Genomic DNA, 25,190 nt, shown 5'->3' with positions numbered 1-25,190 from the left:
GTTTATCCGGCAGGCTGCAGCATTAGGTTCGCAAGGGCGTTAGTTTTTACTGTAGACCGCCAGGCTAAAATCGCAACCGCTACAGCGACTCCCTTTCTCAGGATGGGAGCCGCCTGGCTAAAATTGCCGTCGCCTGGTTGGCTAATGGCATTCTCCGCTTCTTAACGGCTTTTCATAGCTTTCCACCGGCAACACCCGAATCGGAATGCGCTGCGGTGGCAGTTTAATCCGCCGTAACAGCAGCAGCAGGGCGCTGTTAAACAGCAGCACCAGCAAAATAATCAGGCTGCTGGTAAGCGGTTGCTCATTGATTCGCGAAAACTGCCAGAACAGCGTGGCAAGGGAGTAAGCAACGTTTAACCCCCACAGAATTGAAAAGCCCATCCAGCGACGGCTGCTTTCACGCGCAATCGCGCCCATCACCGAGACGCAGGGAATGTAAAGCAGCACAAACAGCAGGTAGCTGAAAGCGGCGGCATCGCTGCCAAACTGGCGGCTCATTTTCCCCATCGCGCCGCCCGCCATTTCGCCATCGCCTTTACTGGCCTCAATAGGGTTAGCCAGTACGCTGAAAGTCAGCGTCTCTTTCAGGCCCTGCCAGGTTTCCGTTACCGCATCGGCAAGTTCCGCTTTCAGGCTCCAGTCGTAGACATTGAACGGCTCTTCATGCAGCGCTTCGGCGGTATAGAGCGTATTCAGCGTACCGACCACCACCTCTTTGGCCATTGCGCCTGTCAGCAGGCCGACCGAGGCTTGCCAGTTATCGGGCTGGATGCCGATAGGCGCCAGCAGCGGAGTAATCACCCGGCTAACGCTGGCCAGCGCCGAATCATTGATGCTGTTAACCGGCTGACCATTAAACGAGAAGCTATTCAGCCCGCCAATAAAAATGCTGGCAATCACAATCACTTTCCCGGCGCGCAGCACAAAGCCGTGCAGCCGCTGCCAGGCTTGCAAGAGCAGGCTTTTCAGATGCGGAACGTGCCAGCTTGGCAGCTCCATCACGAAAGGCGAGGCTTCGCCGCGCAGCAGCGTATGCTTTAGCAACAGACCGGTTAACACCGCCATCACGATGCCGGTGAGATACAGGCTAAACACCACCAGCGCGCCGTGCGCGCCAAAGAAGGCGGCAGAGAACACGGCAAAAATCGCCAGCCTGGCCCCGCAGGAGATGAAAGGCGCCATCATCACCGTAATCAACCGTTCGCGTGGGGCATCCAGCGTGCGCGCGCCCATTACCGCAGGGACGTTACAGCCAAAGCCGACAATCAGCGGCACAAAAGATTTTCCCGGCAGGCCAAGCGATTGCATCAGCCGATCGACCACGAAGGCAGCGCGCGCCATATAGCCGGAGTCTTCCATAAAGGAGAGAAACAGATACATTAAACCAATCTGTGGCACCAGCGGCAGCACCGTATTGATCCCGCCGCCGATGCCCTGAGCAAGAAACAGTGTCAGCCAGACGGGGAAATGCAGCATAGCGCCAAGCCACTGCATACCATGAATAAACAGTGCCGTTGAGCCGATGTCGAACAGCGGCTGGATTGCGCCGCCGATATTGATCGCCAGCACGAACATCAGATACATCATCAGCAAAAAGATCGGCAAGCCTAGCCAGCGGTTCAACACCAGATTATCCAGACGCTGCGACAGCCGATGCGGCGCCATCAAATGTTGATTGCTGACTTCAGCGCAAATCGACGCCAGCTTTTCATAGCGTGCGGCGACGATATTTATCGCAATATCTGATGAGAGTTGGGTCTCCAGCTCGGTTAAATGCTGTTGCGTCACATCGCTTATCTGCTGGCGGCTATAGACATCGCCTTCCAGCAGCTGTAGCGCCAGCCAGCGCCGCTGCTGACGGCTTTCGTTGACCGGCATCGTAGCCGCCAGCCGATCGACAGCGCTGTTCAGTTCAGCCGGATAGCAGACCTCCAGCGGCGCGCAGACGGGAGCGCCTTGGTCAATCAGCTGTTTCAGGCGATCCAGCCCGCTGCCGCGCGTTGAAACCACGGGCACTACCGGACAGCCAAGGCGCTGCGCCAACGCGGGTATATCGATGGTAATGCGTTGGCTTTCCGCCATATCCAGCATATTGAGCGCGACGATGCAGGGCACACCCAGCTCACGCAACTGCAGCGTAAGATAGAGGTTGCGCTCAAGATTACAGGCGTCCACAACATTAATCAGCAGGTCTGCCTGCTGGCTTAAAACAAAGTGGCAGGCGATCTGCTCGTCGAGCGACGCCTGCTGAGAAAGGGTGGTGAGCGAATAGGTGCCGGGAAGATCGATTAAAGTTACCCGCGTCTCGCCAGCGGTGAAGAAGCCCTCTTTACGCTCTACGGTAACGCCGGCCCAGTTGCCCACGCGCTGACGTGCGCCGGTAAGCTGATTAAACAGGGTGGTTTTTCCGGCGTTGGGATTACCCAGCAGACCAATAGTGCAGCTTTTCATGCCACCTCCGCCATCGGCTGTAGCTGCAGCAGCGCCAGATCCTTTTTGCGCAGCATCAGGCTAACGCGTCCTGTCTGGATCTGGAGCGGATCGCCCAGCGGCGCAATACGCATCACCTGGAAACAGGCACCGGGCAACAGCCCAAGAGAAAGGAGTTTTTGCCGGTAAGCCGGGCTAACGGCGGAAGAAAAACCAAGAATTTGATAGTGTTGGCGGGCAAATAGTGGCATAGGGTGCACCTCATTGACTGTCGCTTAAGGCGGCAAGAACAAAACGGCACCATATTAATGAGAACGATTATCGTTAATGTTGATTTAGAACAAACATAATACAAAGGGCGGCACCTGGCCGCCCTTAAAGTTGTTAGCGTTTTTTACCCAGCGCCGCGGCCAGCGCATCGCTCATCGCACTGTTGCCAGAGAGAGTGCTGTTGCCACGCGCGCGTGGTTTCGCCGTCGGGCGGTTATTGGCGCGCTCCTGGCTACGTGGCGCAGCGCGCGAAGCGGTTTCACCCGGCTGCTCATCCAGACGCATGGTCAGCGCAATACGCTTACGCTGCAAATCCACCTCCAGCACCTTGACCTTAACGATATCGCCCGCTTTCACTACGGTATGTGGATCTTCGACAAATTTGTCGGAGAGCGAGGAGATATGCACCAGTCCATCCTGATGCACGCCGATATCCACGAACGCACCGAAGTTAGTTACGTTAGTCACTGCGCCTTCCAGCACCATGCCCGGCAGCAGATCGTTCATGGTTTCCACGCCTTCAGCAAACTGTGCCGTTTTGAATTCCGGACGCGGATCGCGGCCTGGCTTTTCCAGCTCTTTAAGAATATCGCTGACCGTCGGCACGCCAAAACGATCGTCGGTAAAGTCGACCGCTTTCAGGTTGCGCAGCTCATTCGGGTTACCCATCAGCTCACGTAGCGACTGGCGGGTTGCCTCCAGAATACGCTCTACCACCGGATAGGCTTCCGGATGCACCGTTGAGGCATCCAGTGGATTATCGCCCTGATTAATGCGCAGGAAGCCAGCACACTGTTCAAAGGCTTTTGGACCGAGACGGCTGACTTTCAGCAGCTGCTGACGGCTGCGGAAGCGACCGTTTTCATCACGCCAGTTCACAATATTTTGCGCCATCATGCGCGTCAGTCCGGCTACGCGCGTCAGCAGCGCTACGGAAGCGGTATTTAGATCGACACCAACGGCGTTTACGCAGTCTTCCACTACCGCATCCAGCTTTTTCGCCAGCTGGCTTTGGCTGACGTCATGCTGATACTGGCCAACGCCGATCGATTTCGGATCGATTTTCACCAGCTCTGCCAGCGGATCCTGCAGACGACGTGCGATAGAAACCGCGCCGCGCAGGGAAACATCAAGGTCGGGGAACTCCAGCGCCGCCAGCTCAGACGCTGAGTAAACCGATGCGCCCGCTTCGCTGACGATAACTTTTTGCGCCGTAACCTGAGGAAACTGTTTTTGCACTTCCAGGAAGAAGCGCTCGGTTTCACGTGACGCGGTGCCGTTGCCAATCGCCACCAGTTCAACCTGATGACGGGTGCAGAGCGCCGCAACCGCCGCCGCTGCCTTCGCTGCCTGGCCGGTGTGCGGATAGATGGTGTCGGTGGCGACCAGCTTGCCGGTGGCATCCACCACGGCAACTTTTACCCCGGTGCGCAGGCCCGGATCGAGGCCCATTGTGGCACGCATGCCAGCCGGTGCCGCCATCAGCAGATCGTGCAGGTTGCGGGCAAAGACGTTAATCGCTTCTTCTTCCGCCCGCTCGCGCACGCTGCCCATCAGCTCGGTTTCCAGATGCAGCAGCACTTTAATGCGCCACGTCCAGCTCACCACGGCCTTACGCCAGCTGTCTGCCGGCGCGTTGTTCAGACGCAGGTTCAGATGCTCGCTGATAAGCTGTTCGCCGTAACTTTCACGCGGCGGCTCATCAAACTGCGGATCGGGATTGAGCGCCAGCTGCAGCACGCCTTCGTTGCGGCCACGGAACATCGCCAGCGCACGATGCGAAGGCACCGTCGCCAGCGCTTCGTGATGATCAAAATAGTCGCGGAATTTCGCGCCTTGTTCCTCTTTGCCTTCCACCACGCGTGACACCAGATGCGCGTTCTTCCACAAATAGTCGCGCACTTTCGCCAGCAGAGCGGCATCTTCCGCGAAACGCTCCATCAGGATATAGCGTGCGCCATCCAGCGCCGCCTTCACGTCGGCTACGCCTTTATCGGCATTTACAAAGCGGGCGGCCAGCTGCTCTGGCTCATGAGAAGGATCCTGCCACAGTGTGTCCGCCAGCGGTTCCAGCCCGGCTTCAATAGCGATCTGTCCACGGGTACGGCGTTTCGGCTTATAGGGAAGGTAAAGATCTTCGAGTTCGGTTTTGCTCAGCGTACCGTGAATTGCGGCGGCGAGTTCATCGCTGAGTTTGCCCTGTTCCGCAACGGATTTCAGGATCGCCTGGCGGCGATCTTCCAGCTCTCGCAGGTAACCGAGGCGGGTCTCCAGCTGTCGCAGCTGGGTATCATCAAGCCCGCCGGTGACTTCTTTACGATAACGTGCAATAAACGGCACGGTGTTCCCTTCGTCCAGCAGGCGGATTGCGGCATCAACTTGTTCAGCCCGCGCCTGAAGTTCACCTGCAATAATGCGGTTCAGTGAATCATTCATCATCGGTTCAACTATCTTGCTAACAGAGTTTGAGAAATAGCGGACAGTTATACGGACTGGAGGGCGAAATTACCAGCGATGCGGCGCGCTTTAGGCCATATTCCGAGCGCGTTTTACCACAGGTGGTTTTTGATGTTGTACCATTAGCGCCAAAGGGCGGCGTAAGGCTGCCGGACCATTAGTTTTAGCTGACAGGATGGGTGTGTGAAGACGCAACTGATTACCCGTGAAGGTTATAACAAGCTCAGGGCGGAACACGATTATCTGTGGAAAGAAAAGCGCCCGGAGATCACCAAAATTGTCTCCTGGGCGGCCAGTCTGGGCGATCGTTCCGAAAACGCAGACTACACCTATAACAAGCGCCTGCTGCGTCAGATCGATCGACGGGTGCGCTATCTGCGTAAATGTCTTGCCGAACTGAAAATTGTTGATTATTCACCACAGCAGGAGGGCAAGGTCTTTTTTGGCGCCTGGGTGGAGGTGGAAAACGAACAGGGTGAGGTAAAGAGCTTTCGTATTGTTGGCCCGGATGAAATCTACGGAAACGCGAAAAATTATATTTCTGTTGATTCGCCGATGGCGCGCGCGTTGATTAAAAAAGAAGTGGATGACGAAGTGAGCGTGAATACGCCGGAAGGGGAAAAAATCTGGTTTATTAACCGGATTGATTATCGGCAGGAACAAAATGACAGCGACGCCGTTTAACCTGCGCTGGAAAAAGAAGCGGAGAATAATGACTTTTTTAAGAAAGCCCGGGCAACGCTTATTCTCCGGTGGCGAAAGACAACAGCAACAAAGTTCTTATAATTTTTGACCTGAGGTAGTGCCTAACCAATTTTAATGTGGAATGGTGCTGGTTGTGGTGGTGGTTGCCGTGCTGGAGCCATCGCCGCCGCCTGCGGTAGCAAGGGCCAGGCCCAGTAGCGCGCCCACAACGGCAACGCCTTCCGCATCAGAAGCGCCTTTCGCTTCGGTGGTTGCCTGAGCCCCTGCGGCCACGCCGCCTGCGGGTTCGTTAGCCATTACGTATCCGCTGATAAACAGTGCCAGCGAGCAAATCAACATTATCTTGTTCATATTTATTCCCGGCTGATAAATAAACAACGTTTGTCGGGGAGAATATAGGTTTGCCAGGGCCGCGCTGAAAAGCGTTGTTTTCTAACGAATAAGATTAACTTGATTTATTACTGGATCGATCTTTCGTGCGCTGCGAATATTCCTGGCTTAGCGTAAAGAGAAAAAAATAAATGCCAGTTTTTTCTGCTAATAGTTGGACTCAGGGCGCAGTAATCTGACACTTAATAGCCTGTTAAAGCAGCATCACAATCAAACCGGCAAGATCCATTAAGCTAACCCGCTGTTTTGCCATGACAAAAGTTTACATTCACTATTCTGAGCCAGCGATGAGCAGAGTTTATGGACGTATTTCAGAAAAGACGGATCGGGCGATGACGGGCAATTGGGCAGGGTAAAAGCAAAATAAATGCGATATAAGCTGCTGTTTAATATGCTTTGTAACAATTTCGGCTAGAATATAAACCATTAATGGCTGTCACAGTTACGCTTCTTTTTTAACAATACCAGCTCGGGCAATAGCGCCTTTGGGAGTATCGAAATGCAAGAAAACTACAAAATTCTGGTCGTCGATGATGACATGCGCCTGCGCGCACTGCTGGAGCGTTATCTGACCGAACAGGGTTTTCAGGTGCGCAGCGTCGCTAACGCCGAGCAAATGGATCGCCTGTTAACCCGCGAATCCTTTCACCTGATGGTGCTCGACTTAATGTTGCCGGGCGAAGATGGCCTGTCGATTTGTCGTCGCTTGCGTAGCCAAAGTAATCCGATGCCGATCATTATGGTGACGGCAAAAGGCGAAGAGGTCGATCGTATTGTTGGGCTGGAGATCGGCGCGGATGACTACATTCCAAAACCGTTCAACCCGCGTGAGCTGCTGGCGCGTATTCGTGCCGTGCTGCGTCGTCAGGCGAATGAACTGCCGGGCGCACCTTCTCAGGAAGAAGCGGTTATCGCCTTCGGCAAGTTCAAGCTGAATCTCGGCACCCGTGAAATGTTCCGCGAAGATGAGCCGATGCCGTTAACCAGCGGCGAATTTGCCGTGCTGAAAGCGCTGGTGAGCCATCCGCGTGAGCCGCTGTCACGCGATAAGCTGATGAACCTTGCCCGTGGTCGCGAGTACAGCGCGATGGAACGCTCCATCGACGTGCAGATTTCACGCCTGCGCCGCATGGTGGAAGAAGATCCTGCGCATCCGCGCTATATCCAGACCGTTTGGGGCCTGGGCTACGTGTTTGTTCCGGACGGCACTAAAGCATGAGGCGGCTCCGCTTTTCTCCCCGCAGTTCCTTTGCGCGCACGCTGCTGCTGATTGTCACGCTACTGTTTGTCAGCCTGGTAACCACCTATCTGGTGGTGCTTAACTTTGCCATTCTTCCCAGCCTGCAGCAGTTTAACAAGGTGCTGGCGTATGAAGTGCGCATGTTAATGACCGATCGGCTGCAGTTAGAAGATGGCACGCAACTGGAAGTGCCGCCTGCGTTTCGGCGTGAAATTTACCGCGAGCTGGGAATTTCTCTTTATACCAACGCGGCGGCGGAGGAGAGCGGATTACGCTGGGCACAGCATTACCAGTTTTTAAGCGATCAGATGGCGCGCCAGCTCGGCGGGCCAACGGATGTACGGGTCGAAGTCAATAAAAACTCGCCTGTAGTGTGGCTGAAAACCTGGCTCTCACCCGATATTTGGGTACGCGTGCCGCTGACCGAAATTCATCAGGGCGACTTCTCGCCGCTGTTCCGCTATACGCTGGCGATTATGCTATTGGCGATAGGCGGCGCCTGGCTGTTTATCCGTATTCAGAACCGTCCGCTGGTGGATCTGGAGCATGCGGCGTTACAGGTAGGGAAAGGCATCATCCCGCCGCCGCTGCGGGAATATGGCGCATCGGAGGTGCGCTCGGTGACGCGCGCCTTTAACCAGATGGCGTCAGGCGTTAAACAGCTGGCGGACGATCGTACGCTGTTGATGGCGGGCGTAAGTCACGATCTGCGTACGCCGCTGACGCGTATTCGCCTGGCCACGGAGATGATGAGCGAAGAAGATGGCTATCTGGCGGAATCGATTAATAAGGATATTGAAGAGTGCAATGCGATTATCGAACAGTTCATCGATTATCTGCGTACCGGGCAGGAGATGCAGACCGAACGCGCCGATCTGAACGTTGTGCTGAACGAAGTTGTTGCGGCGGAGAGCGGCTACGAGCGTGAAATTGAAGACGCCATCATGCCTGAAGAACTCATACTGGATATCAATCCGCTTTCTATCAAGCGAGCGGCGGCGAATATGGTGGTGAACGCGGCGCGCTACGGCAACGGCTGGATCAAGGTCAGCAGCGGCTATGAGCTACAGCGAGCCTGGTTCCAGGTGGAAGATGATGGGCCGGGCATTAAGCCGGAACAGTTAAAGCATCTGCTACAGCCTTTTGTTCGCGGCGACAGCGCCCGCAGCACCAGCGGCACCGGACTGGGGCTGGCGATTGTACAGCGTATTATCGATGCGCATCAGGGGTCGCTGGAGATGGGCGTCAGTGAGCGTGGCGGCCTGCGTATTCGCGCCTGGCTGCCCTTATCTGCATCGGCGTCACCAACCGGCGGCCCGGTGAGCCCGTTGCCATTGCCTAAGAGCGAATAGCTGAAAGCCTGCGTCAGAAAAATAAAAACCCCCGCCAAACAGCGGGGGTTTTCTTTACTGCGACAGGATTAAATTTGCGGTCCGGCTGACACCAGCGCGGCGCCCGCAGGCGTATCGGTATACTTCTCAAAATTAGTGATAAAGCGCTGCGCCAGATCCAGCGCGCGACTTTCCCACTGCGCCGGATCTTGCCAGGTATTGCGCGGGTCGAGAATATGCGGATCGATGCCTGGCACCGCGACCGGCATCTGTAGATTGAATACAGGCAGCGTCTGCGTCTCCGTCTGTGCCAGCTCGCCACTAAGAATCGCGTTGATGATCGCTCGCGTATCCTTCAGTGAGATACGCTTCCCGGTGCCGTTCCAGCCGGTATTGACCAGCCAGGCTTCCGCGCCCGCATCCTGCATACGCTTCACCAGCACTTCGGCATATTTTGTTGGATGCAGCGTTAAAAACGCCGCGCCAAAGCAGGCGGAAAAGGTTGGCGTCGGCTCGGTAATACCGCGCTCAGTGCCCGCCAGCTTGGCGGTAAAGCCCGACAGGAAGTGATACTGAGTTTGATCGGAAGAGAGACGCGAAACCGGCGGCAGCACGCCAAACGCATCGGCAGTCAGGAAAATAACCTTTTTCGCATGACCCGCTTTTGATACTGGCTTAACGATATTATCGATATGGTAAATCGGATAGGAGACGCGCGTATTCTCCGTTTTGCTGGCGTCATCGAAATCGACAGACCCATCGCTGCGTACCACCACGTTTTCCAGCAGCGCATCGCGCCGGATGGCATGATAAATCTCCGGCTCCGCCTGCTCTGACAGCTTAATGGTTTTTGCGTAGCAGCCGCCTTCGAAGTTAAACACGCCGTCATCATCCCAGCCATGCTCATCATCGCCAATCAACTGACGTTTCGGATCGGTGGAAAGGGTGGTTTTCCCGGTGCCGGAAAGGCCAAAGAACACCGCGACGTCACCCTGCTCGCCAACGTTAGCCGAGCAGTGCATCGAGGCCACGCCTTTCAGCGGCAGCAGATAATTCATCACCGCAAACAGGCCTTTCTTCATCTCGCCGCCGTACCATGTGCCGCCGATGAGCTGCATCTTTTCGGTGAGATTAAAGGCGACAAAGTTTTCTGAATGCAGGCCCTGTTGCTGCCAGTTGGGGTTGGTGCATTTTGCGCCGTTCATCACGATAAAATCAGGCGTGAAGCTGGCCAGGCTAGCTTCATCAGGGCGAATAAACATGTTTTTGACGAAGTGTGCCTGCCAGGCGACTTCGGTAATAAAGCGCACGCTCAGGCGGGTATCAGGATTGGCACCGCACCAGGCGTCAACCACAAACAGGCGCTTACCGGAAAGCTGCTGTGTTACACAACTCTTTAGCGCTTGCCAGGTTTCCTGCGACAAAGGCTGATTATCATTTTTGCCTTTGCCCTGGTCGTTCCACCACAAGGTATCGCGCGTCGTGTCGTCACGCACAATATATTTATCTTTCGGCGAGCGGCCGGTAAAAATGCCGGTGTCCACGGCGATCGCCCCGGACTGCGTTAGCGTGCCGCGCTCATAACCGGTGAGGCCGGGCAGGGTTTCTTCCTTAAATAAAGTTTCATAATCGGGATTATGGATGACTTCAACCGTATCAGTGATGCCATAAGCGACGAGGTCCTGTGGCGTCAGGCCATTAGGGCGCATATTACTGTTCCTTTATCGGTTTGTACTGCAACAAATGTTGGGGTGACTTGCTGCCACTTGTCGTAAAACAGCACGAAGCGATTCACGCTGCTTTACAATTGCGGCAGTCTACTACTGTGAACAAGCAGCGGAAGGAGAGAGTGACAGAAATGAGAGACGAAACGTTTTTTTATAGAAATTCATCAAAATCTGATGAAAAGTTATGACTATTGCCGAAGGATTATGAAACATCATTTTAATTTTCTGGCGAAACGTGGCGTTTGTCCGCTGGGTTAAGCGCAATCTCCAACCGATCCGCCTGGCTAAGACTCTGCTGGCCGCGCCGTTGTAGTTTGTTAATGAAAAACGCGAGCCAGACTACCTCTTTTACTGATGAGCTTAAAAATTTCACCAAACCTGCTGCTATTTTTTTGAGAAAATTAAAATATGAAAAAATTACTGCTTGTTGTTTCATCTCGCTTAGTGCAGGGCATAGGCATAGGCATATGTGGTTTGTCCCTGCTTTATGCGGGTTGGTTTCTGTTTTTCTCATACAGCGATTACCGATATTTGCTTTCTGTCTTTTCCCTGCTGGGGCTTGTTATGGGTTACTACATCTTTAAATTTGCTGTGCGTAAAATCTATGATGAAAGCCCCGAGGATTGGTGATCTATTTGGCAGGGACTATTGATGCTGTTTCTGCTCTCCACCATAAGCCTTAATCCTCAAAATCGTTGGGATAAGCATCCTTAAGTTTTTGCTGCTCTACAAATTAATCAGACTAAATTTCATGCGGTAACCTTCTTTCAGGCCAACATCGATTTGCTCGGCGATAAAACTGGCACTAAGTGGGAAGGCTAACGTTTACTGTTAACAACAAAAATATTCTCAGACAGAAGGCTTCAGCATGCGTTGCCGCACCTTCTCCCTTTTGCCAGAAAGTGAGCTGGTGAATAAACACCAGAGTGATGTCATAATTTTTAGTCGTAATTAAACAAAGGTTAATTCCAACTCAGGCGTTTAAATGCTATTTAAAACCTTTCAATAAACTCTTAAAGCAACAGATTATAATGATTAAATTAATAGTTATTGTATTCCTCACTGCATTGGCAATCGCCGCCTTTATTCTGCACTGGAGACTGAACCGTAAAAGAAAGATTGATCCTCCCTATATGCGCCGCCGCTAGTAGTTTTTCATCAACGTCTACCTGGCGCAGTGGGGTTAATCAGTAAGGCGAGTCAATAAGAAGGGAAGGTGAAGAATGGACTTTAGCACAAAATAAAGGCGACCTGCGTCGCCTTTATAAATTTGCCGGATATCTTAATGAATCTGGGCGCTGCCGCTACCGGAATCATTACGAATCGCCGCAATATCTACCGCATCGTAAATGTAGTGGCTGCCGCAATAGTCACAGTGCATATCGATTTGACCATCTTCCTGCAGGATTTGATCCACTTCTTCCTGAGGCAGCGTTTTCAGCACTTCACCGCAGCGCTCGCGCGAGCAGGTACATTTGAAGCTGACATTCTGTGGTTCATAGATGGTCACCTCTTCCTGGTTATAGAGACGCCACAGCACCTCATTCGCCGGCAGGCCGATCAGCTCTTCGGTTTTGATGGTTTCCGTCAGCGTGGCCAGATGGTTGAAATCTTCTTTATCGGTATCCTGCGCCGGCAACACCTGCAGCAGAATACCCGCAGCGCCCGCCTGGCCTTCATGCTCGCCGGTACGGATAAACAGACGCGTCGGCAGCTGCTCAGAACGCATAAAGTAATCTTCCAGGCAGGCTGCCAGCGTATCGCCTTCCAGCCCAACGACGCCCTGATAGCGTTCGCCTTTTTCCGGCGAAATGGTGATCACCAGATAGCCGTTGCCCACCATCTCTTTCAGCGAGCTGCCAGGGGCGATCTCACCCTGAACGCGCGCAACGCCGCGCATTTCCTGACGGTTATTACCGTTAATCACCGCCAGCGTTAACGTACCGTCGCCCTGGAGCTGCACGGTGATATCGCCTTCAAACTTCAGCGTGGCGGTAAGCAGACTGGTTGCCACCAGCAGTTCGCCCAGCAGCTGTTGTACCGGCTGTGGGTAATCGTGGCCGGCGACAATTTCGCGCCATGTCGCGGACAGATTAACCAGTTCGCCACGGACCGCGTGGTTTTCGAACAGGTAACGATGCATTTGGTCTTGATGAGCCATAGTTTTTCTCTCGTATTGGCGGCGCGTTATTCGTCGCCAGAAAATTTGAATTTCATCAGGTCGCGGCGCTCTTTTTTATCAGGCCGTCGATCCGGATGCGGCATAGTCAGCGCGTTCAGCTTGCGCGCCTGCGCCACCTTTTCGCGCTTTTCCACGCTTTCTGCCGTTTCGCTGTACAGCAGCTGTGCTTCAGCGGCGGGGCGACGCTGATCGGTAACGGCACAGATGACCACCGTGCGCTCATCATTGCCCTGACGTAATTTCACTTCGGCATTCAGCTCAACCAGTTTGCTGGGTTTGCTGCGCTGGCCATTATAGTGAACCTTTCCGCCTTCGATCATTTCACGCGCCAGCGCGCGGGTTTTATAAAAGCGCGCGGCCCACAGCCACTTGTCGAGTCGGACGCCTTCTGCGGTTTTCTCTTTCATCACTGCTCCCGTCGGTTTACCGCGCTTAACGCGCCAGCGCGCCGAGAAGCGTTCGGTAATCGCTCACGCTCTGATGGTGGGCGAAGGTTTTGGTCGGCATACCGGAGTCGGGGTTGCTGACACCAAGACACCAGGCTATTCCCCAGCGCTTTGCCGCATCCAACACCGGCTCGCTGTCATCAATAAACAGCGTTCGCTGGTTTTCAAAACCGGTATGCTGCTGCACGGCCTGCCACAGGCGCTGATCTTCTTTCGGAAAGCCAAATGTATGGGTCGAAAGTAATAAATCAAGGTGCTGCCCAAGGCCAGTTTGCTTTAGCTTTACTTCCAGATTCCAGGGGTGCGCGTTGGTAAGCAGGATGGTGCGCTTGCCGCTGGCGCGTAACGCCTGCAACAAGGGAAGGGTATCATCGCGTAAACGCGCCCGGCTGCGCATTTCCCAGGTCATGGTACGGATATCCAGATCCAGTTCACGGCTCCAGTAATCCAGACAATACCAGTTTAGCGTATGCTGAACCGCCTGATACTTCGCCATGATTAACTGGCTGGCTTTCTCCAGCGAGATGCCGCGCTGTTGACTGATGCTCTCAGGCACCAGCGTCAGCCAGAAATAGCTGTCAAACGCCAGATCGAGCAGCGTACCGTCCATATCCAGCAGCACGGTATCAATATCGCGCCAGTTAATGTTGATTGCCATGCCACCCTCCAAAAGAAAGGCGACAGGGTAGCACAGTTGAAAGTGGCTCAGAACAGCGGACGCATATCCGGCATCGGCGACAGCGTATGGTTAAAGCACTTATCGTAATATTGCTGAATTTCCACGATGCGTTTGCGGTTGCGGTGGATGCGATTCAGCGCCAGCAGACCGTTAACCACTACGCTCAGGCTGAGAATAACCAGCAGCAGCGAAGTGCACAGATAGCGCCACAGCGTCAGCATATCCGGCTCGCTGTGCAGAGCGATATGTTGGGTGCCGTTGGCATCCGTATGGATACTGGTGATGATCCCGGCGGCGCTGAAAGGCGTATGCAGCAGCATGCCCGCCAGGCGCTGGAGTTCGTCCCACTGATCCGGCGCATTGAAGTCAAACAGCGAAACGGTGGGTTGAGGATGGCTAACCAACTGACGTCCCTCATCGCTGACAATCAGGAATCCGCCAGGCGGAGGACTATTGAGCGCCTCGGCGGCGCGATGGGTTTCACGATAAAAAAAGGTTGAGGTCGCGGTATTCACCAGATTTTCCAGCGCCTCGGCGCTGACCGGACGCAACAGCACGTTCATGCCATCTAACGAACCTGTGGCGGCGCGGCTGACCAGCGTATCCCAGTCCTTTGCGTTGCCGAGGTTAACCAGGGCGTTTTTCAGTCGTACGCAGTCCTGCTGCTGGCTGCATAACTCCTGGGTTTTCAGCACCAGATCAGAAAAATCATCCAACAGGATCATGCCTGATTTTTGAATCGCCGTAGCAAGCTGCGGGTTAAGCTTGCTATCGATATTATTTTGCGGATGCAGCTGCTGATTGGTCAAATTCAACAGTGCAGACGCTTTATCAATGATTTCCGACTGCGGCAGCGGCAGGGGCGTCGCCATATTCCAGTAAATGGCTGAACAGTCGAACGGCATAAAAGCGTAACTGCGGTTGCTTTGATAGCTGGCAGGCACGGAACACATCCCGGTGCCGCTGACTTTCAGGCTGTCGCCCACATGCAGCGTTGCCTGCTCCAGCGCGGCCACCGAGTTAACTTCAATGCGTTCAGAGCCGGTCAGCCACGCCATGCTGAGCTTTAGCGGCATCGCCAGAGGCACCCAGCTAATCAGCAAGGCCAGCACCAACAGAGAGCCGCAGGCCAGCACCATATTCTTCTTCCAGCGCTGGATAGGGAAGTTGCGCACCTCATCCTGTAGCGACAGAAAACGCCCCTGGCGCACCACCTGACGGTTCAGATAGATATCCACCTCGGTGGTCTGGCCAAGATCGTGAGTAACATAAGGCTGCCAGTGCGGCGGATAAACCAGATCGATAATCCCAAGCGAGATGTTGTTGACCTGCCCCTGATTGGATTCGCTAAACAGCCCCCAGCGTTTCGGCGCGCCGCGCAGGCAATGAATTTCACGCAAATCCTTTTCGCTGGGCCGACGATACATAAACCACAGACTAACCAGAATCATCACCACGCTGGCGCTGACCAGCCACGGCATAAGAAGCAACGGAGTTAACAGGCTAATAAAAAACAGCAGCAGACCGCAGCAGATCACCGCCGCTTCGCGGGTGCCGTCGCTGCGAGACAGGCAATGCTCTTCCGGCGTCTCTTTACGTACCTGAAGCAACTCAACGTTTTCGCTCTGCTCTTGCCGGATCGAGGCGTTAGTGGCGCTGGGATGCACCGCCGTTGGCAGCATGCTCTGCTCACCGGCATAGTTCACCAGCGAGTGACCGTTAAGGGAGATTACCAGCGGAATAGAGTGGGTTTTGATTAACTCCACGAAGTTTTCTTCGGCGATATACTGTTCCCACAGCGGAGGAAGATGCACCTCAAGCGCGTCAAGATAGTAACGCCATTTCTGCGGATCGTCGGTAGAAAGCCCATAGCGGGTGATGGCGCGGGTAACAGGATAAACTTTGTTGCTCTGCGAGCTAAGCGTCAGCATCTCCGGCGCGGCGCTGGCGCCGCCCGGCTGAATAACACGCTGCTTTTTTGCCAGCAGATCGAGATAGCGCTCTACGGCATCGCGCTCTTCACCCGTCAGAAGACGATGGGGCGGATTAATAAACGGCAGCGGTTTCGCCAACGGCGGACGATGCCGCATAGCGTACCAAAAACAGATACCTGCAATAATTGAGCAGGTAAGCATTACACCCAGAATAATGATAATTGTGCTCATGCTATGCTCATTCCAGCCAAACTGCTGCCGTCACTGTGATTGCTCGCTCCGGGCTAAGTTATAGGGAGTTCACTAATTTTGGCGGGATTGGGCAGTGGTGGCAACCAACCTGATAACTAAAATAGCGCACAAAATCATAAAATTAGAACTACTATACAGAATTCCTTGCCGGAATATTAGCTGGCGAGTGTCGAGGTGAATATCGGCATTATCCTATTTCCTTGTCACTTATTGACTTTGTCATAAAGTTTTTTCCCCAATATTGCAAACGATTGTTATAAAAAAGTAAATTAAATCATCTGATGATTGGATTCCCGTAAGGCCTGTCGCACAATGTCTCTTTGCCGCTTTTTGTTCAGGACAACGACGGGCAGGCGATGATCAACCGCGCTTTATCTGGGGCCCCCATGCCAAGAAAATTAGAGAAACCTAAAATTTTAAACGTTGAGCCTGTGGCCCACTCTCGCCTGTTTACCATTGAATCGGTAGATCTGGTGTTCAGTAACGGCGCGCAGCGCGTTTATGAACGTATGCGTCCTTCAGAGCGCGAAGCGGTGATGATCGTGCCAATCATCGATAATCATCTGTTGCTGATTCAGGAGTATGTGGTCGGGCTGGAAACCTATGAGTTGGGCTTTCCAAAAGGATTGATCGATGCTGGCGAAACGGTATTCGAGGCGGCTAATCGCGAGCTCAAAGAAGAAGCGGGCTTTGGCGCGCAGCAGATGGAAGCGCTTAGCAAGCTCACTATGGCTCCCTCTTACTTTTCCAGCAAAATGAATATTGTGGTGGCGGAAGGGCTCTATCCTGAAAAGCTGGAAGGGGATGAGCCGGAACCGCTGCCGGTGATCCGCTGGCCGCTGGAAAACATGATGTCGCTGTTAGAAGAACCTGATTTTAACGAGGCTCGCAATGTTAGCGCGCTGTTCCTGGTGCGGGAGTGGCTGGCTAAGCAGCAGCGAATTGATTACTGATCGGGGCGATCGTAGCGGAAAAGTAAAAGGGGCGAAAATCGCCCCTTTTGCTGTTAAAAGAGTTCTTGCGTTTCGCCGTTATCCATCAGCGTGGTTCCCACGTCTTGTACGGAATACTCGGTGGGCTGTGTCCCTTCAATAAAGTACTCCTGACGCGTATTGCCGCCGCCGTTAGCCAGCTTGCCGGTAGTGCGATCGATAGTGACAGTCACTATGCCCGGCGGAGGCGTTAGCGGCTGCTCCGGCACGCCATCCAGCGCGGCCTTCATAAAGTTATCCCACGCGGGCTGAGCACTCTTGGCACCGCCTTCGTAACCTGAAATCTGATCGTCAATCGCGCCGGACGCGCTCGAACGGCCCAGGTCGCGGCGATGATCGTCAAAGCCAATCCAGACAGTGGTCACTACGCCAGGACCATAACCAGAGAACCAGGCATCTTTCGAACTGTTGGTTGTACCGGTTTTGCCGCCAATGTCTTTCCGCTTCAGATCGCGGCCGGCACGCCAGCCGGTGCCCATCCAGCCCGGTTCGCCAAAGATATTCGAGTTCAGCGCGCTTTTAATCAAAAAGGAGAGCGGCGTATTAATCACATGCGGCGCATACTGCTGGGTGACTTCGGGCTTATCGGCCCCTACCTTTTGCAGCACTGGCTGCGGCACGCCTGGATTGTGGTTTTCCTGAGAGATCGCCACGTTTTCTACGCTTTCTTCACCCAGCGCCACCGATTTTTTCGTCTCACCGTAAATCACCGGCAGATTACATTCCGGGCAGGCGATGCGCGGCTGGTTTTCAAACAGCGTTTCGCCATTTTCATTTTCAATCTTCTTAATGAAATAAGGGTCAACCAGGAAGCCGCCGTTTGCCATAACCGCATAGCCGCGCGCCATTTGCAGCGGCGTAAAAGAGGCCGCGCCCAGCGCCAGCGATTCGGTGTGCACGATATTCTGCGCCGGGAAACCGAAACGTTGCAGATACTCTGCAGCATAATCGACGCCCATCGCTCGCATCGCACGAACCATGACGACGTTTTTCGACTGTCCCAGTCCCTGACGCAGGCGGATCGGGCCATCATAGGTCGCCGGTGAGTTTTTTGGCCGCCAGTCAGAGCCCGCTCCCGCGTCCCAGCGCGAAATCGGCACATCGTTAAGAATCGAAGCCAGCGTCAGGCCGCGATCCATGGCGGCGGTGTAGAGGAAAGGCTTGATATTCGAACCGACCTGCCGCAGCGACTGCGTTACGCGGTTAAATTTGCTCTGGTTGAAATCAAAACCGCCAACCAGCGCACGAACGGCGCCATCGTGCGGGTCGAGAGAGATCAGCGAAGAGTTAACGTCTGGCACCTGCGCCAGCCACCAGCTGTTTTCAACTTTGCGTACCCAGATCTGCTGGCCTGGCTGCAGCACTTGCGTCACGCTGCGCGGCGTCGGGCCCTGCAACGTATCGGACTTATAAGGACGCGCCCAGCGTACGCCTTCCATCGTCAGCGAAACGCTGCTGCCGTCACGCATCAGCGCCGTGGCTTCATTGCTGTTGGCGGTGGTCACCACGGCGGGCCACAGCGGGCCGTAAACCGGCAGCGCCTTCAGGGTTTTCAGAATGCGCGTATGATCCCAGGCTAACTCACCCACGCGCCACAAAACATTAGCCGGGCCACGATAGCCGTGACGCATATCGTAATCCAGCACGTTATTGCGCACCGCTTCCTGTGCCGCCAGCTGCAGCTTACGGGTCACGGTGGTGTAAACCTTAAAACCATCGCTATAAGCGTTCTCGCCGTAGCGCTTCAGCATCTCCTGGCGCACCATCTCCGTCAGATAAGGGGCGGAGAAAGCGATTTCCGGCACGTGATAGCTGGCTTCAAGCGGCTCGCTACGCGCTTCAATATACTGCTGCTGCGTAATGTAGTTCTGATCCAGCATGCGGGACAGCACGACGTTACGGCGCGCCTGAGCACGCGCAGGAGAATAGAGCGGGTTAAACGTGGAAGGCGCTTTCGGCAGCCCGGCGATCATCGCCATTTCGCTCAGCGTTAGCTGATCGATGCTTTTGCCGAAATAGACCTGAGCGGCAGCGCCAACGCCGTATGCGCGGTAGCCCAGATAAATTTTATTTAAATAAAGCTCAAGGATTTCATCTTTACTGAGCAGTTGCTCGATGCGAATAGCCAGAAACGCTTCCTTGATTTTACGCATCAGCGTGCGCTCAGGGCTGAGGAAGAAGTTTCGCGCCAGCTGCTGAGTGATAGTACTCGCCCCCTGAGAAGCGTGACCTGAAATCAGCGCCACGCTGGCGGCACGGAAGATGCCGATCGGATCAACGCCGTGATGTTCATAGAAGCGGCTATCTTCGGTGGCGATAAAGGCTTTCACCAGCTCAGGCGGCATCTGCGACAGCGTCAGAGGAATACGGCGCTTTTCGCCATACTGCGCGATCAGCTCGCCGTCGGCGCTGTAGACCTGCATTGGCGTCTGCAGACGAATATCCTTCAGCGTGTTCACATCCGGTAGCTGCGGTTCAATGTATTTGTACAACCCGTAAACCGAGCCGACGCCCAGCAAAATGCAACACACTGCAAGAATCAATAAATACTTTACGAACTTCACCTGAGATTTCCCATTTAATGTCGTTTGGGCAGTTTATAAACAATCGCGCGGTAGTATAAATGCAAGCCAGACGCTTTGATACGTCCTTTTATTTTTACGTGGATATGGAGATCGCGCGAACATGGCTTTTCAGAAATGGCAAGTAGGGCTGGATATTCAGAATGGTCAGCTCTGTGCTTTAGGTATTCAACGTCGCCGTAACGGTTGGCAGCTGCGTCACTGGTGGCAACATGCGCTGCCGCACGATACGTTATCTTATGGCGCGCTGCAATGCTCGCCGACGCTGCTTGCCGTTTTGCGCCGCTGGCGTAAACAGCTTCCCCGTAGCCTCTCATTACGCGTCGGCTTTCCGCCGCAGGCGGTCATGCAGCGCGCTCTGGCGGCCCCCTCACTGCAACTACGCGAACCTGAGCTGGGGCGCTATGCCGCGGCGGCGGCCGAACGGCTCTTTCCGCTTTCCGTCAATGAACTGGCGCTGGATTATCGGGTCGCCGTTCAGCCGCAGTCGCGTCTTTATCTGACCGCCGCGCGTCAGAGCGTGCTGCAGCAATGGCTGTCTACGCTGGCTCTGGCCGGGCTGATCCCTGATGTCGTCGAACTCACCTGTGGAGCGCTGGCGCAGGTCGGCAAAGCCATGCAGCTCTCTGATGAGGCGGCGCTGATTCATCAGCTCAGCGACCACTGGTTATGGTATCTGCCGGGAGAGCGGGAAACAGCCTCTGGCTGGGTGCCCGGCCTGTTATCAACCGATAGCGAGCAACTCCGACAGCACCTGCCCGACGCGCATGACCTCTGGTTCAGCGCGAACATCTCCGGCGAACTGCTGACAGGGATGCAGCCTCTTCAGCCGCTAAGCCTGCTGCAGTTTATGCAGCAGCCGCTGCCCGCTAATGGCGGAATGTTCACGCTGGCGCTGGGGTTAGCGCTGCGCCCGGAGGAGAGCTGATGATTGCGGTTAACCTGCTGAACTGGCGTCAGAAAGTCAGAAAACGCCAGCTAAGGCGCTGGCTGGGGTTAAGTGGAGCGTTGTTGGTATTGGTTCATGTTGCGCTGCTGTGCTGGTGGCGAGGGCTGGCAGAGCATACGCAGCGGTGGCAAGCCCAGTTAACGCTGTGGCAGCAGGCGGCACGGCAGGCACAGCAGCTTGATCAGCGCTATAGCGAAGCGCAAAAACAGCAGCAGGCATTGCGTAATCAGGCGGAGCTGAGTAAGCGGAAGCAGCAACGGCTGGCAGAGTGGCAGGCCTTTATGCTGCAGCTAGAGAGCGATATACCGGATGACGCCTGGCTTTCTTCATTAACCCATCAGCAGGGAACATTACGGCTGGATGGGTTAAGCCTGCGGCCAGAGGCAACGCAGCTGTTACATCATCGGCTCAGGAAATCGCGCTTTTTTCAGATCTGGCTGCCGGGAGCGTTAAAGAAGAGTGCTGAGGGGTCATATGGTTTTACGCTAACCACGGGAAAAGCGGAGGACGATAGTCATGAACCATGACATTGTGCTGCGCTGGCTGCTGATGCCGGCGAAATGGCGTTGGTTGAGTCTGATGGGTCTGTTGACCAGCGTAGTGCTGTTGGCTGTTTATTTGTGGATAGCACCAGCGCGCGCCGGGCAGCTGCGTTTGCAGGATAAAACGCAGCAACAGCAGCTGCACTATCAACGGCTGCTGACGCCGCTGTGGCAACAGCCTGCGCTGCAGAAGATAGAGATGCGAAACCAGCAGCTGCTGGCAGAGATTGTTCGCCAGGGGCAGCCCTTTTCCCTCTATACCCTGCTAAAACACAGCGGCGGCGAACTGGCGAACTGGCATCCTGATCGGCAAACCAGCCAGCTTGAGCTTTGGCTGGACTGGTCTCAGCTAAAGCGGCTGTTTGCTTATCTGGTGAGCTGTGAACCAGCTCCCATCCTGACCTCTTTTATCGTACAGCGTAAGGCCGATCGCCTGCACGCCACCTTCCATCTGGCGTTTGATAATGAAACACCTCTTGATTAGCGGGCTGTTTTTCGCCTGTCTGCCGCCAGCTATAGCGCGCGATCCCTTTGCTCAGTTACAGGCTCCCTGTGCTTTGTCAGTGATGTCATTAGATCGCTGGCAGCTCCAGGGCATGGTAGGGAAGGGAAACCGTTATCGGGGATGGCTGCGTTCAACGCAGGGCGAGCGGGTGGCAATTGCCAGCGACCAGCCTTCGCCTTTCATGGCATGGCAGATTGATGCCTTTACCCCATTTCGTTTAACGCTCAGCACGCCGCACAGTTGCGTGCCGCAGCAGGTCACGTTGCACATTACAGGGAAATATCATGACAAGGATCGGAGTCGCGCTGCTGCTGCTAAGCACCGTGGTACAGGCCAGTGACGAGCCGCTTTCACTGGCCTTTCAGGATGCGCCGGTTGAGCAAGTTTTACAGGCTTTGGCGGATTATCAGCAGTTTAATCTGTTGGTTGCGCCAGGCGTGGAGGGAAACATTACGCTGCGCCTGCAGGATGTCCCCTGGCGGCAGGCGTTATCGCTGGTGGCGCGTATGGCCAGGCTGGACATTACGCGGGAAGATTCGGTGCTGCTGGTTTTCCCGCAGGGCTGGGAGCAGAAAGAAGCACAGGAAAAAGTGCAGCAGCAGCCTTTACAGGATCTGGCATTAGCCTTGCAGCATGCGGATGTCGCAGCCGTCAGCGCCAGCCTGCAGGCCGAGCGCGGCAAATTAATGACGCCTCGCGGCAGCATCACCCTTGATGCGCGTGCGAATATGCTGCTGTTACGTGATACGCCAGCGGCGTTAAAAAATGTTGAGACCTGGGTTCAGGCGCTGGATGTGGCGCGGGAGCAGGTTGAGCTGACAGCCCATATCGTTAGCATCAGCGCAGAGCATTTGCATGAGCTGGGCGTCAGCTGGCAACTCTCTGGCGAAGAGGTGATCACCCAGGCGTTGCGTAACCCTGCAATCAATATCGGCCTTGCCGCTGCTTCGCCCTCGCTGGCGGCTGGCTTAACGCTGGCGCGGGTAGATGGGCGGCTGCTTGATTTGGAGCTTAGCGCGCTGGAGCAGGAGAACCAAATTGATATTATTGCCAGTCCGCATCTCATTACCTCACATCAGCAACCGGCCAGCATCAAGCAGGGCGCTGAAATACCCTATGAAGTTTCCAGCGGCAGCGACGGCGCAACCAGCATCGAATTTAAAGAGGCGGTGTTAGGGATGGAGGTGACGCCGACGGTGCAGCCCAACGGGCGTATTCGTCTGGCGTTGCACATCAGTCAAAACGTGCCCGGACGCAACATTAACAACGGCGAAAGAGAAATTCTGACTATTAATAAGCAAGAAATTAGCACTGAGGTTACGCTGAAAGATGGTCAGACGTTAACGCTGGGCGGCATATTTCAACAGGAATCAGCGCGTAATCGTGATAAAGTCCCTTTCCTGGGCGATATACCGTTGCTGGGTGCGCTTTTTCGTCATGAAGTTCAGAATGACAAGCGCCGGGAGCTGGTAATTTTTATCACCCCGCGCCTGGTGCATGAAGAGTAACCAGCAGCGTTTTTTTTCCCGACCGGGTATCATATGCGTTTGACGCAGGAGCGGAATTAGCTTACAAGGTTTAGCGATTTTGACTTATGGCAGCACAGACTTATGGTTTGTTGCCAGGATACCGTGACAGGACGCTGCCTGAAGGGCGGCGGTTTTGACTCTTAGCGAACTGTGTGACGCGCAGACTGCGCGTTCTGAGCCGGGCAATTTATTCGGTTGCCAAACGACCTTGAGTGTTGAGATAATTTTTCATCTGACTCTCGCACTATCGCTCATGAGGTTTCAGTTCATGTCCCGCCAGCGGCTCGGCCGTTGCAGACGGGGTATCATCAACGCATTGTCTTAGTAATACCGAAAAAATGGCAGAGAAACGCAATATCTTTCTGGTTGGGCCTATGGGTGCCGGCAAAAGCACTATTGGTCGTCAGTTAGCTCAGCAACTCAATATGGAATTTTATGATTCCGATCAGGAAATTGAGCGACGTACCGGAGCGGATGTGGGCTGGGTTTTTGACGTTGAAGGCGAAGCAGGTTTTCGCGAACGTGAAGAGAAAATCATTAATGAACTCACAGAAAAACAGGGCATCGTGCTGGCTACCGGCGGTGGCTCTGTAAAATCCCGCGAAACCCGTAATCGTCTCTCCGCCCGTGGCGTTGTGGTCTATCTTGAAACCACTATTGAGAAGCAACTGGCGCGTACGCAGCGCGATAAAAAGCGTCCTTTATTACAGGTCGATGCACCGCCACGTGAAGTGCTGGAAGCGCTGGCGGATGAACGCAATCCCCTGTATGAAGAGATCGCTGATGTTACCATCCGCACTGATGATCAAAGTGCGAAAGTCGTCGCTAATCAAATCATTAATTTACTGGAAAAGAATTAATCCAACGCCTTAGGGCATAGCGAAAAGGTTATACAGCGTCATGGAGAGGATCACCGTTACCCTTGGGGAGCGCAGCTACCCGATCACCATCGCTGCCGGTCTGTTCAATTATGCGGCTGCCTTTTGGCCGCTGAAAGCAGGTGACCAGGCTATGTTGGTAACCAATGAGACGCTGGCTCCGCTTTACCTCGCGCCGCTGCGACAGCGGCTGGAGGTGGCGGGCGTTAAGGTGGATCAGGTTATCCTTCCCGATGGCGAACAGTATAAAACCCTGGCGGTAATGGATCAGGTCTTTACCGCTCTGCTGCAAAAGCCCCACGGGCGTGATACCACACTGGTCGCGCTGGGCGGCGGTGTGATTGGCGATCTGACCGGTTTCGCCGCCGCCAGCTATCAGCGCGGCGTACGCTTTATTCAGGTGCCAACCACGCTGTTATCGCAGGTGGACTCTTCCGTTGGCGGTAAAACCGCCGTCAATCATCCGCTGGGCAAAAATATGATAGGCGCGTTCTATCAGCCTGCTTCAGTGGTTATCGATCTCGACTGCCTGCGTAGCCTGCCGCCTCGCGAGCTGGCATCCGGCATGGCTGAAGTGATCAAATATGGCATTATCCTTGACGGCAACTTTTTTAACTGGCTTGAGCAGAACCTGGATGCGCTGATGGCGCTGGATGGGGAGGCGCTGGCCTTTTGTATTCGCCGCTGCTGCGAGCTGAAAGCGGAGGTTGTTGCCGCTGATGAACGCGAAACCGGACTACGGGCGCTGTTAAATCTGGGCCATACCTATGGCCATGCGATTGAAGCGCAGATGGGCTACGGTAACTGGCTACACGGCGAGGCCGTAGCCGCCGGGATGGTGATGGCTGCACGTACTGCTGAAAGGCTGGGGCAGTTCAGCTCTGCCGATACTGACCGTATTATCGCGTTGCTTGTCCGTGCCGGCCTGCCGGTAACAGGGCCGCAGGAAATGACCGCGCAGGACTATTTGCCGCATATGATGCGGGATAAAAAAGTGCTGGCGGGAGAGCTGCGTCTGGTTTTGCCGCTGGCGATAGGCAAAGCCGAGGTGCGTAGCGGCGTGTCGCATGATATTGTGCTTGCCGCAATTGATGATTGCCGTAAGGCCTGATAGTGATGTCTGCCGCAAACGGGATGTTGGCGGCGTTTGCCGTAAGACGGGGAGGT

Annotated in this window: 22 protein-coding genes; 12 read left to right on the top strand and 10 right to left on the bottom strand. The window is 54.6% G+C overall.

Going from position 1 to position 25,190, the window contains the following annotated elements; genetic code table 11:
- Positions 1 to 141 precede the first annotated feature (141 nt).
- From feoB to ACQE3Y_RS07350, 3 genes are all read right to left on the bottom strand, one after another.
- The gene (feoB, locus tag ACQE3Y_RS07360) at positions 142 to 2,454 is read right to left on the bottom strand and encodes a Fe(2+) transporter permease subunit FeoB (protein ID WP_426974025.1); all 2,313 of its coding nucleotides are present in this window, start codon (positions 2,452 to 2,454) and stop codon (positions 142 to 144) included.
- Positions 2,451 to 2,684: a ferrous iron transporter A gene (feoA, locus tag ACQE3Y_RS07355; protein ID WP_426974026.1), complete on the bottom strand. Its 234-nt coding sequence runs from the start codon at positions 2,682 to 2,684 to the stop codon at positions 2,451 to 2,453. The genes feoB and feoA overlap by 4 nt, the downstream gene beginning before the upstream one ends.
- 133 nt (positions 2,685 to 2,817) lie before the next feature.
- Positions 2,818 to 5,142 carry a Tex family protein gene (locus ACQE3Y_RS07350; protein WP_426974027.1) on the bottom strand — a complete coding sequence of 775 codons (2,325 nt, stop codon included), beginning with the start codon at positions 5,140 to 5,142 and terminating at the stop codon, positions 2,818 to 2,820.
- Positions 5,143 to 5,343: 201 nt separating this feature from the next.
- Here ACQE3Y_RS07350 and greB point away from each other — a divergent pair, with 201 nt between their 5' ends.
- On the top strand, positions 5,344 to 5,844 hold the full coding sequence (greB, locus tag ACQE3Y_RS07345) for a transcription elongation factor GreB (protein ID WP_426981239.1): 501 nt from the start codon (positions 5,344 to 5,346) through the stop codon (positions 5,842 to 5,844).
- 132 nt (positions 5,845 to 5,976) lie between these two features.
- On the opposite strand, the gene yjbE is transcribed toward greB, so the two are convergent.
- Complete coding sequence (yjbE, locus tag ACQE3Y_RS07340; RefSeq protein ID WP_426974029.1) at positions 5,977 to 6,216, bottom strand: exopolysaccharide production protein YjbE; 240 nt, start codon at positions 6,214 to 6,216, stop codon at positions 5,977 to 5,979.
- A 538-nt stretch (positions 6,217 to 6,754) separates the two neighbouring features.
- Between yjbE and ompR the strand changes: the two genes are divergently transcribed.
- Both ompR and envZ read left to right on the top strand, forming a co-directional pair.
- On the top strand, positions 6,755 to 7,474 hold the full coding sequence (ompR, locus tag ACQE3Y_RS07335; RefSeq protein ID WP_038629697.1) for a two-component system response regulator OmpR: 720 nt from the start codon (positions 6,755 to 6,757) through the stop codon (positions 7,472 to 7,474).
- Positions 7,471 to 8,847: a two-component system sensor histidine kinase EnvZ gene (gene envZ / locus ACQE3Y_RS07330; RefSeq protein ID WP_250651514.1), complete on the top strand. Its 1,377-nt coding sequence runs from the start codon at positions 7,471 to 7,473 to the stop codon at positions 8,845 to 8,847. Before ompR ends, envZ begins: the two co-directional genes overlap by 4 nt.
- A 68-nt stretch (positions 8,848 to 8,915) precedes the next feature.
- Here envZ and pckA read toward each other — a convergent pair whose 3' ends face one another.
- Positions 8,916 to 10,535 (bottom strand): phosphoenolpyruvate carboxykinase (ATP), encoded by a 1,620-nt coding sequence (pckA, locus tag ACQE3Y_RS07325; protein ID WP_426974030.1) that lies wholly within the window; start codon positions 10,533 to 10,535, stop codon positions 8,916 to 8,918.
- Positions 10,536 to 10,961: 426 nt separating this feature from the next.
- On the opposite strand from pckA, the gene ACQE3Y_RS07320 reads away from it, so the two are divergent.
- Positions 10,962 to 11,183: a hypothetical protein gene (locus tag ACQE3Y_RS07320; protein ID WP_250651517.1), complete on the top strand. Its 222-nt coding sequence runs from the start codon at positions 10,962 to 10,964 to the stop codon at positions 11,181 to 11,183.
- A gap of 652 nt (positions 11,184 to 11,835) precedes the next feature.
- Here ACQE3Y_RS07320 and hslO read toward each other — a convergent pair.
- The 4 genes from hslO to ACQE3Y_RS07300 are packed head-to-tail and all read right to left on the bottom strand — an operon-like array spanning position 11,836 to position 16,025.
- A complete protein-coding gene (gene hslO, locus ACQE3Y_RS07315; RefSeq protein ID WP_426981237.1) occupies positions 11,836 to 12,714 on the bottom strand; it encodes an Hsp33 family molecular chaperone HslO in 879 nt (292 codons plus the stop codon).
- A 26-nt stretch (positions 12,715 to 12,740) separates the two neighbouring features.
- Positions 12,741 to 13,142: a ribosome-associated heat shock protein Hsp15 gene (gene hslR, locus ACQE3Y_RS07310; protein WP_250651519.1), complete on the bottom strand. Its 402-nt coding sequence runs from the start codon at positions 13,140 to 13,142 to the stop codon at positions 12,741 to 12,743.
- 25 nt (positions 13,143 to 13,167) lie between these two features.
- Positions 13,168 to 13,839, bottom strand: coding sequence for a GMP/IMP nucleotidase (yrfG, locus tag ACQE3Y_RS07305; RefSeq protein WP_426974032.1), 672 nt, complete (start codon positions 13,837 to 13,839; stop codon positions 13,168 to 13,170).
- A gap of 47 nt (positions 13,840 to 13,886) precedes the next feature.
- Positions 13,887 to 16,025, bottom strand: a complete 2,139-nt coding sequence (locus ACQE3Y_RS07300; RefSeq protein ID WP_426981235.1) for an intracellular growth attenuator family protein — start codon at positions 16,023 to 16,025, stop codon at positions 13,887 to 13,889.
- 407 nt (positions 16,026 to 16,432) lie between these two features.
- On the opposite strand from ACQE3Y_RS07300, the gene nudE reads away from it, so the two are divergent.
- Positions 16,433 to 16,999, top strand: coding sequence for an ADP compounds hydrolase NudE (gene nudE, locus ACQE3Y_RS07295; protein ID WP_426981233.1), 567 nt, complete (start codon positions 16,433 to 16,435; stop codon positions 16,997 to 16,999).
- 53 nt (positions 17,000 to 17,052) lie between these two features.
- Here nudE and mrcA read toward each other — a convergent pair whose 3' ends face one another.
- Positions 17,053 to 19,602, bottom strand: coding sequence for a peptidoglycan glycosyltransferase/peptidoglycan DD-transpeptidase MrcA (gene mrcA, locus ACQE3Y_RS07290; RefSeq protein WP_426974035.1), 2,550 nt, complete (start codon positions 19,600 to 19,602; stop codon positions 17,053 to 17,055).
- A 121-nt stretch (positions 19,603 to 19,723) separates the two neighbouring features.
- Between mrcA and pilM the strand changes: the two genes are divergently transcribed.
- The 7 genes from pilM (at position 19,724) to aroB (ending at position 25,134) form a co-directional block, all read left to right on the top strand.
- Positions 19,724 to 20,548: a pilus assembly protein PilM gene (gene pilM / locus ACQE3Y_RS07285; protein ID WP_426981231.1), complete on the top strand. Its 825-nt coding sequence runs from the start codon at positions 19,724 to 19,726 to the stop codon at positions 20,546 to 20,548.
- On the top strand, positions 20,548 to 21,096 hold the full coding sequence (locus ACQE3Y_RS07280; protein WP_426981230.1) for a PilN domain-containing protein: 549 nt from the start codon (positions 20,548 to 20,550) through the stop codon (positions 21,094 to 21,096). Before pilM ends, ACQE3Y_RS07280 begins: the two co-directional genes overlap by 1 nt.
- Entirely contained in the window at positions 21,086 to 21,595 is a 510-nt protein-coding gene (locus tag ACQE3Y_RS07275; RefSeq protein ID WP_426981229.1) for a hypothetical protein, read from the top strand. The genes ACQE3Y_RS07280 and ACQE3Y_RS07275 overlap by 11 nt, the downstream gene beginning before the upstream one ends.
- Positions 21,576 to 21,956: a HofP DNA utilization family protein gene (locus ACQE3Y_RS07270; protein ID WP_426981227.1), complete on the top strand. Its 381-nt coding sequence runs from the start codon at positions 21,576 to 21,578 to the stop codon at positions 21,954 to 21,956. The genes ACQE3Y_RS07275 and ACQE3Y_RS07270 overlap by 20 nt, the downstream gene beginning before the upstream one ends.
- Complete coding sequence (hofQ, locus tag ACQE3Y_RS07265) at positions 21,901 to 23,124, top strand: DNA uptake porin HofQ (protein WP_426974040.1); 1,224 nt, start codon at positions 21,901 to 21,903, stop codon at positions 23,122 to 23,124. Before ACQE3Y_RS07270 ends, hofQ begins: the two co-directional genes overlap by 56 nt.
- Before the next feature lie 359 nt (positions 23,125 to 23,483).
- Positions 23,484 to 24,005, top strand: a complete 522-nt coding sequence (gene aroK, locus ACQE3Y_RS07260; RefSeq protein ID WP_085068555.1) for a shikimate kinase AroK — start codon at positions 23,484 to 23,486, stop codon at positions 24,003 to 24,005.
- A 40-nt stretch (positions 24,006 to 24,045) separates the two neighbouring features.
- Positions 24,046 to 25,134: a 3-dehydroquinate synthase gene (aroB, locus tag ACQE3Y_RS07255; protein ID WP_426981225.1), complete on the top strand. Its 1,089-nt coding sequence runs from the start codon at positions 24,046 to 24,048 to the stop codon at positions 25,132 to 25,134.
- The last annotated feature ends 56 nt before the right edge of the window (positions 25,135 to 25,190 follow it).

Source organism: Pantoea sp. FN0305, assembly GCF_050113845.1.
Classification (GTDB): domain Bacteria; phylum Pseudomonadota; class Gammaproteobacteria; order Enterobacterales; family Enterobacteriaceae; genus Mixta; species Mixta alhagi.
The sequence above is the reverse complement of the archived record's forward strand: the minus strand, read 5'-3'. Positions and strand labels throughout refer to the sequence as shown.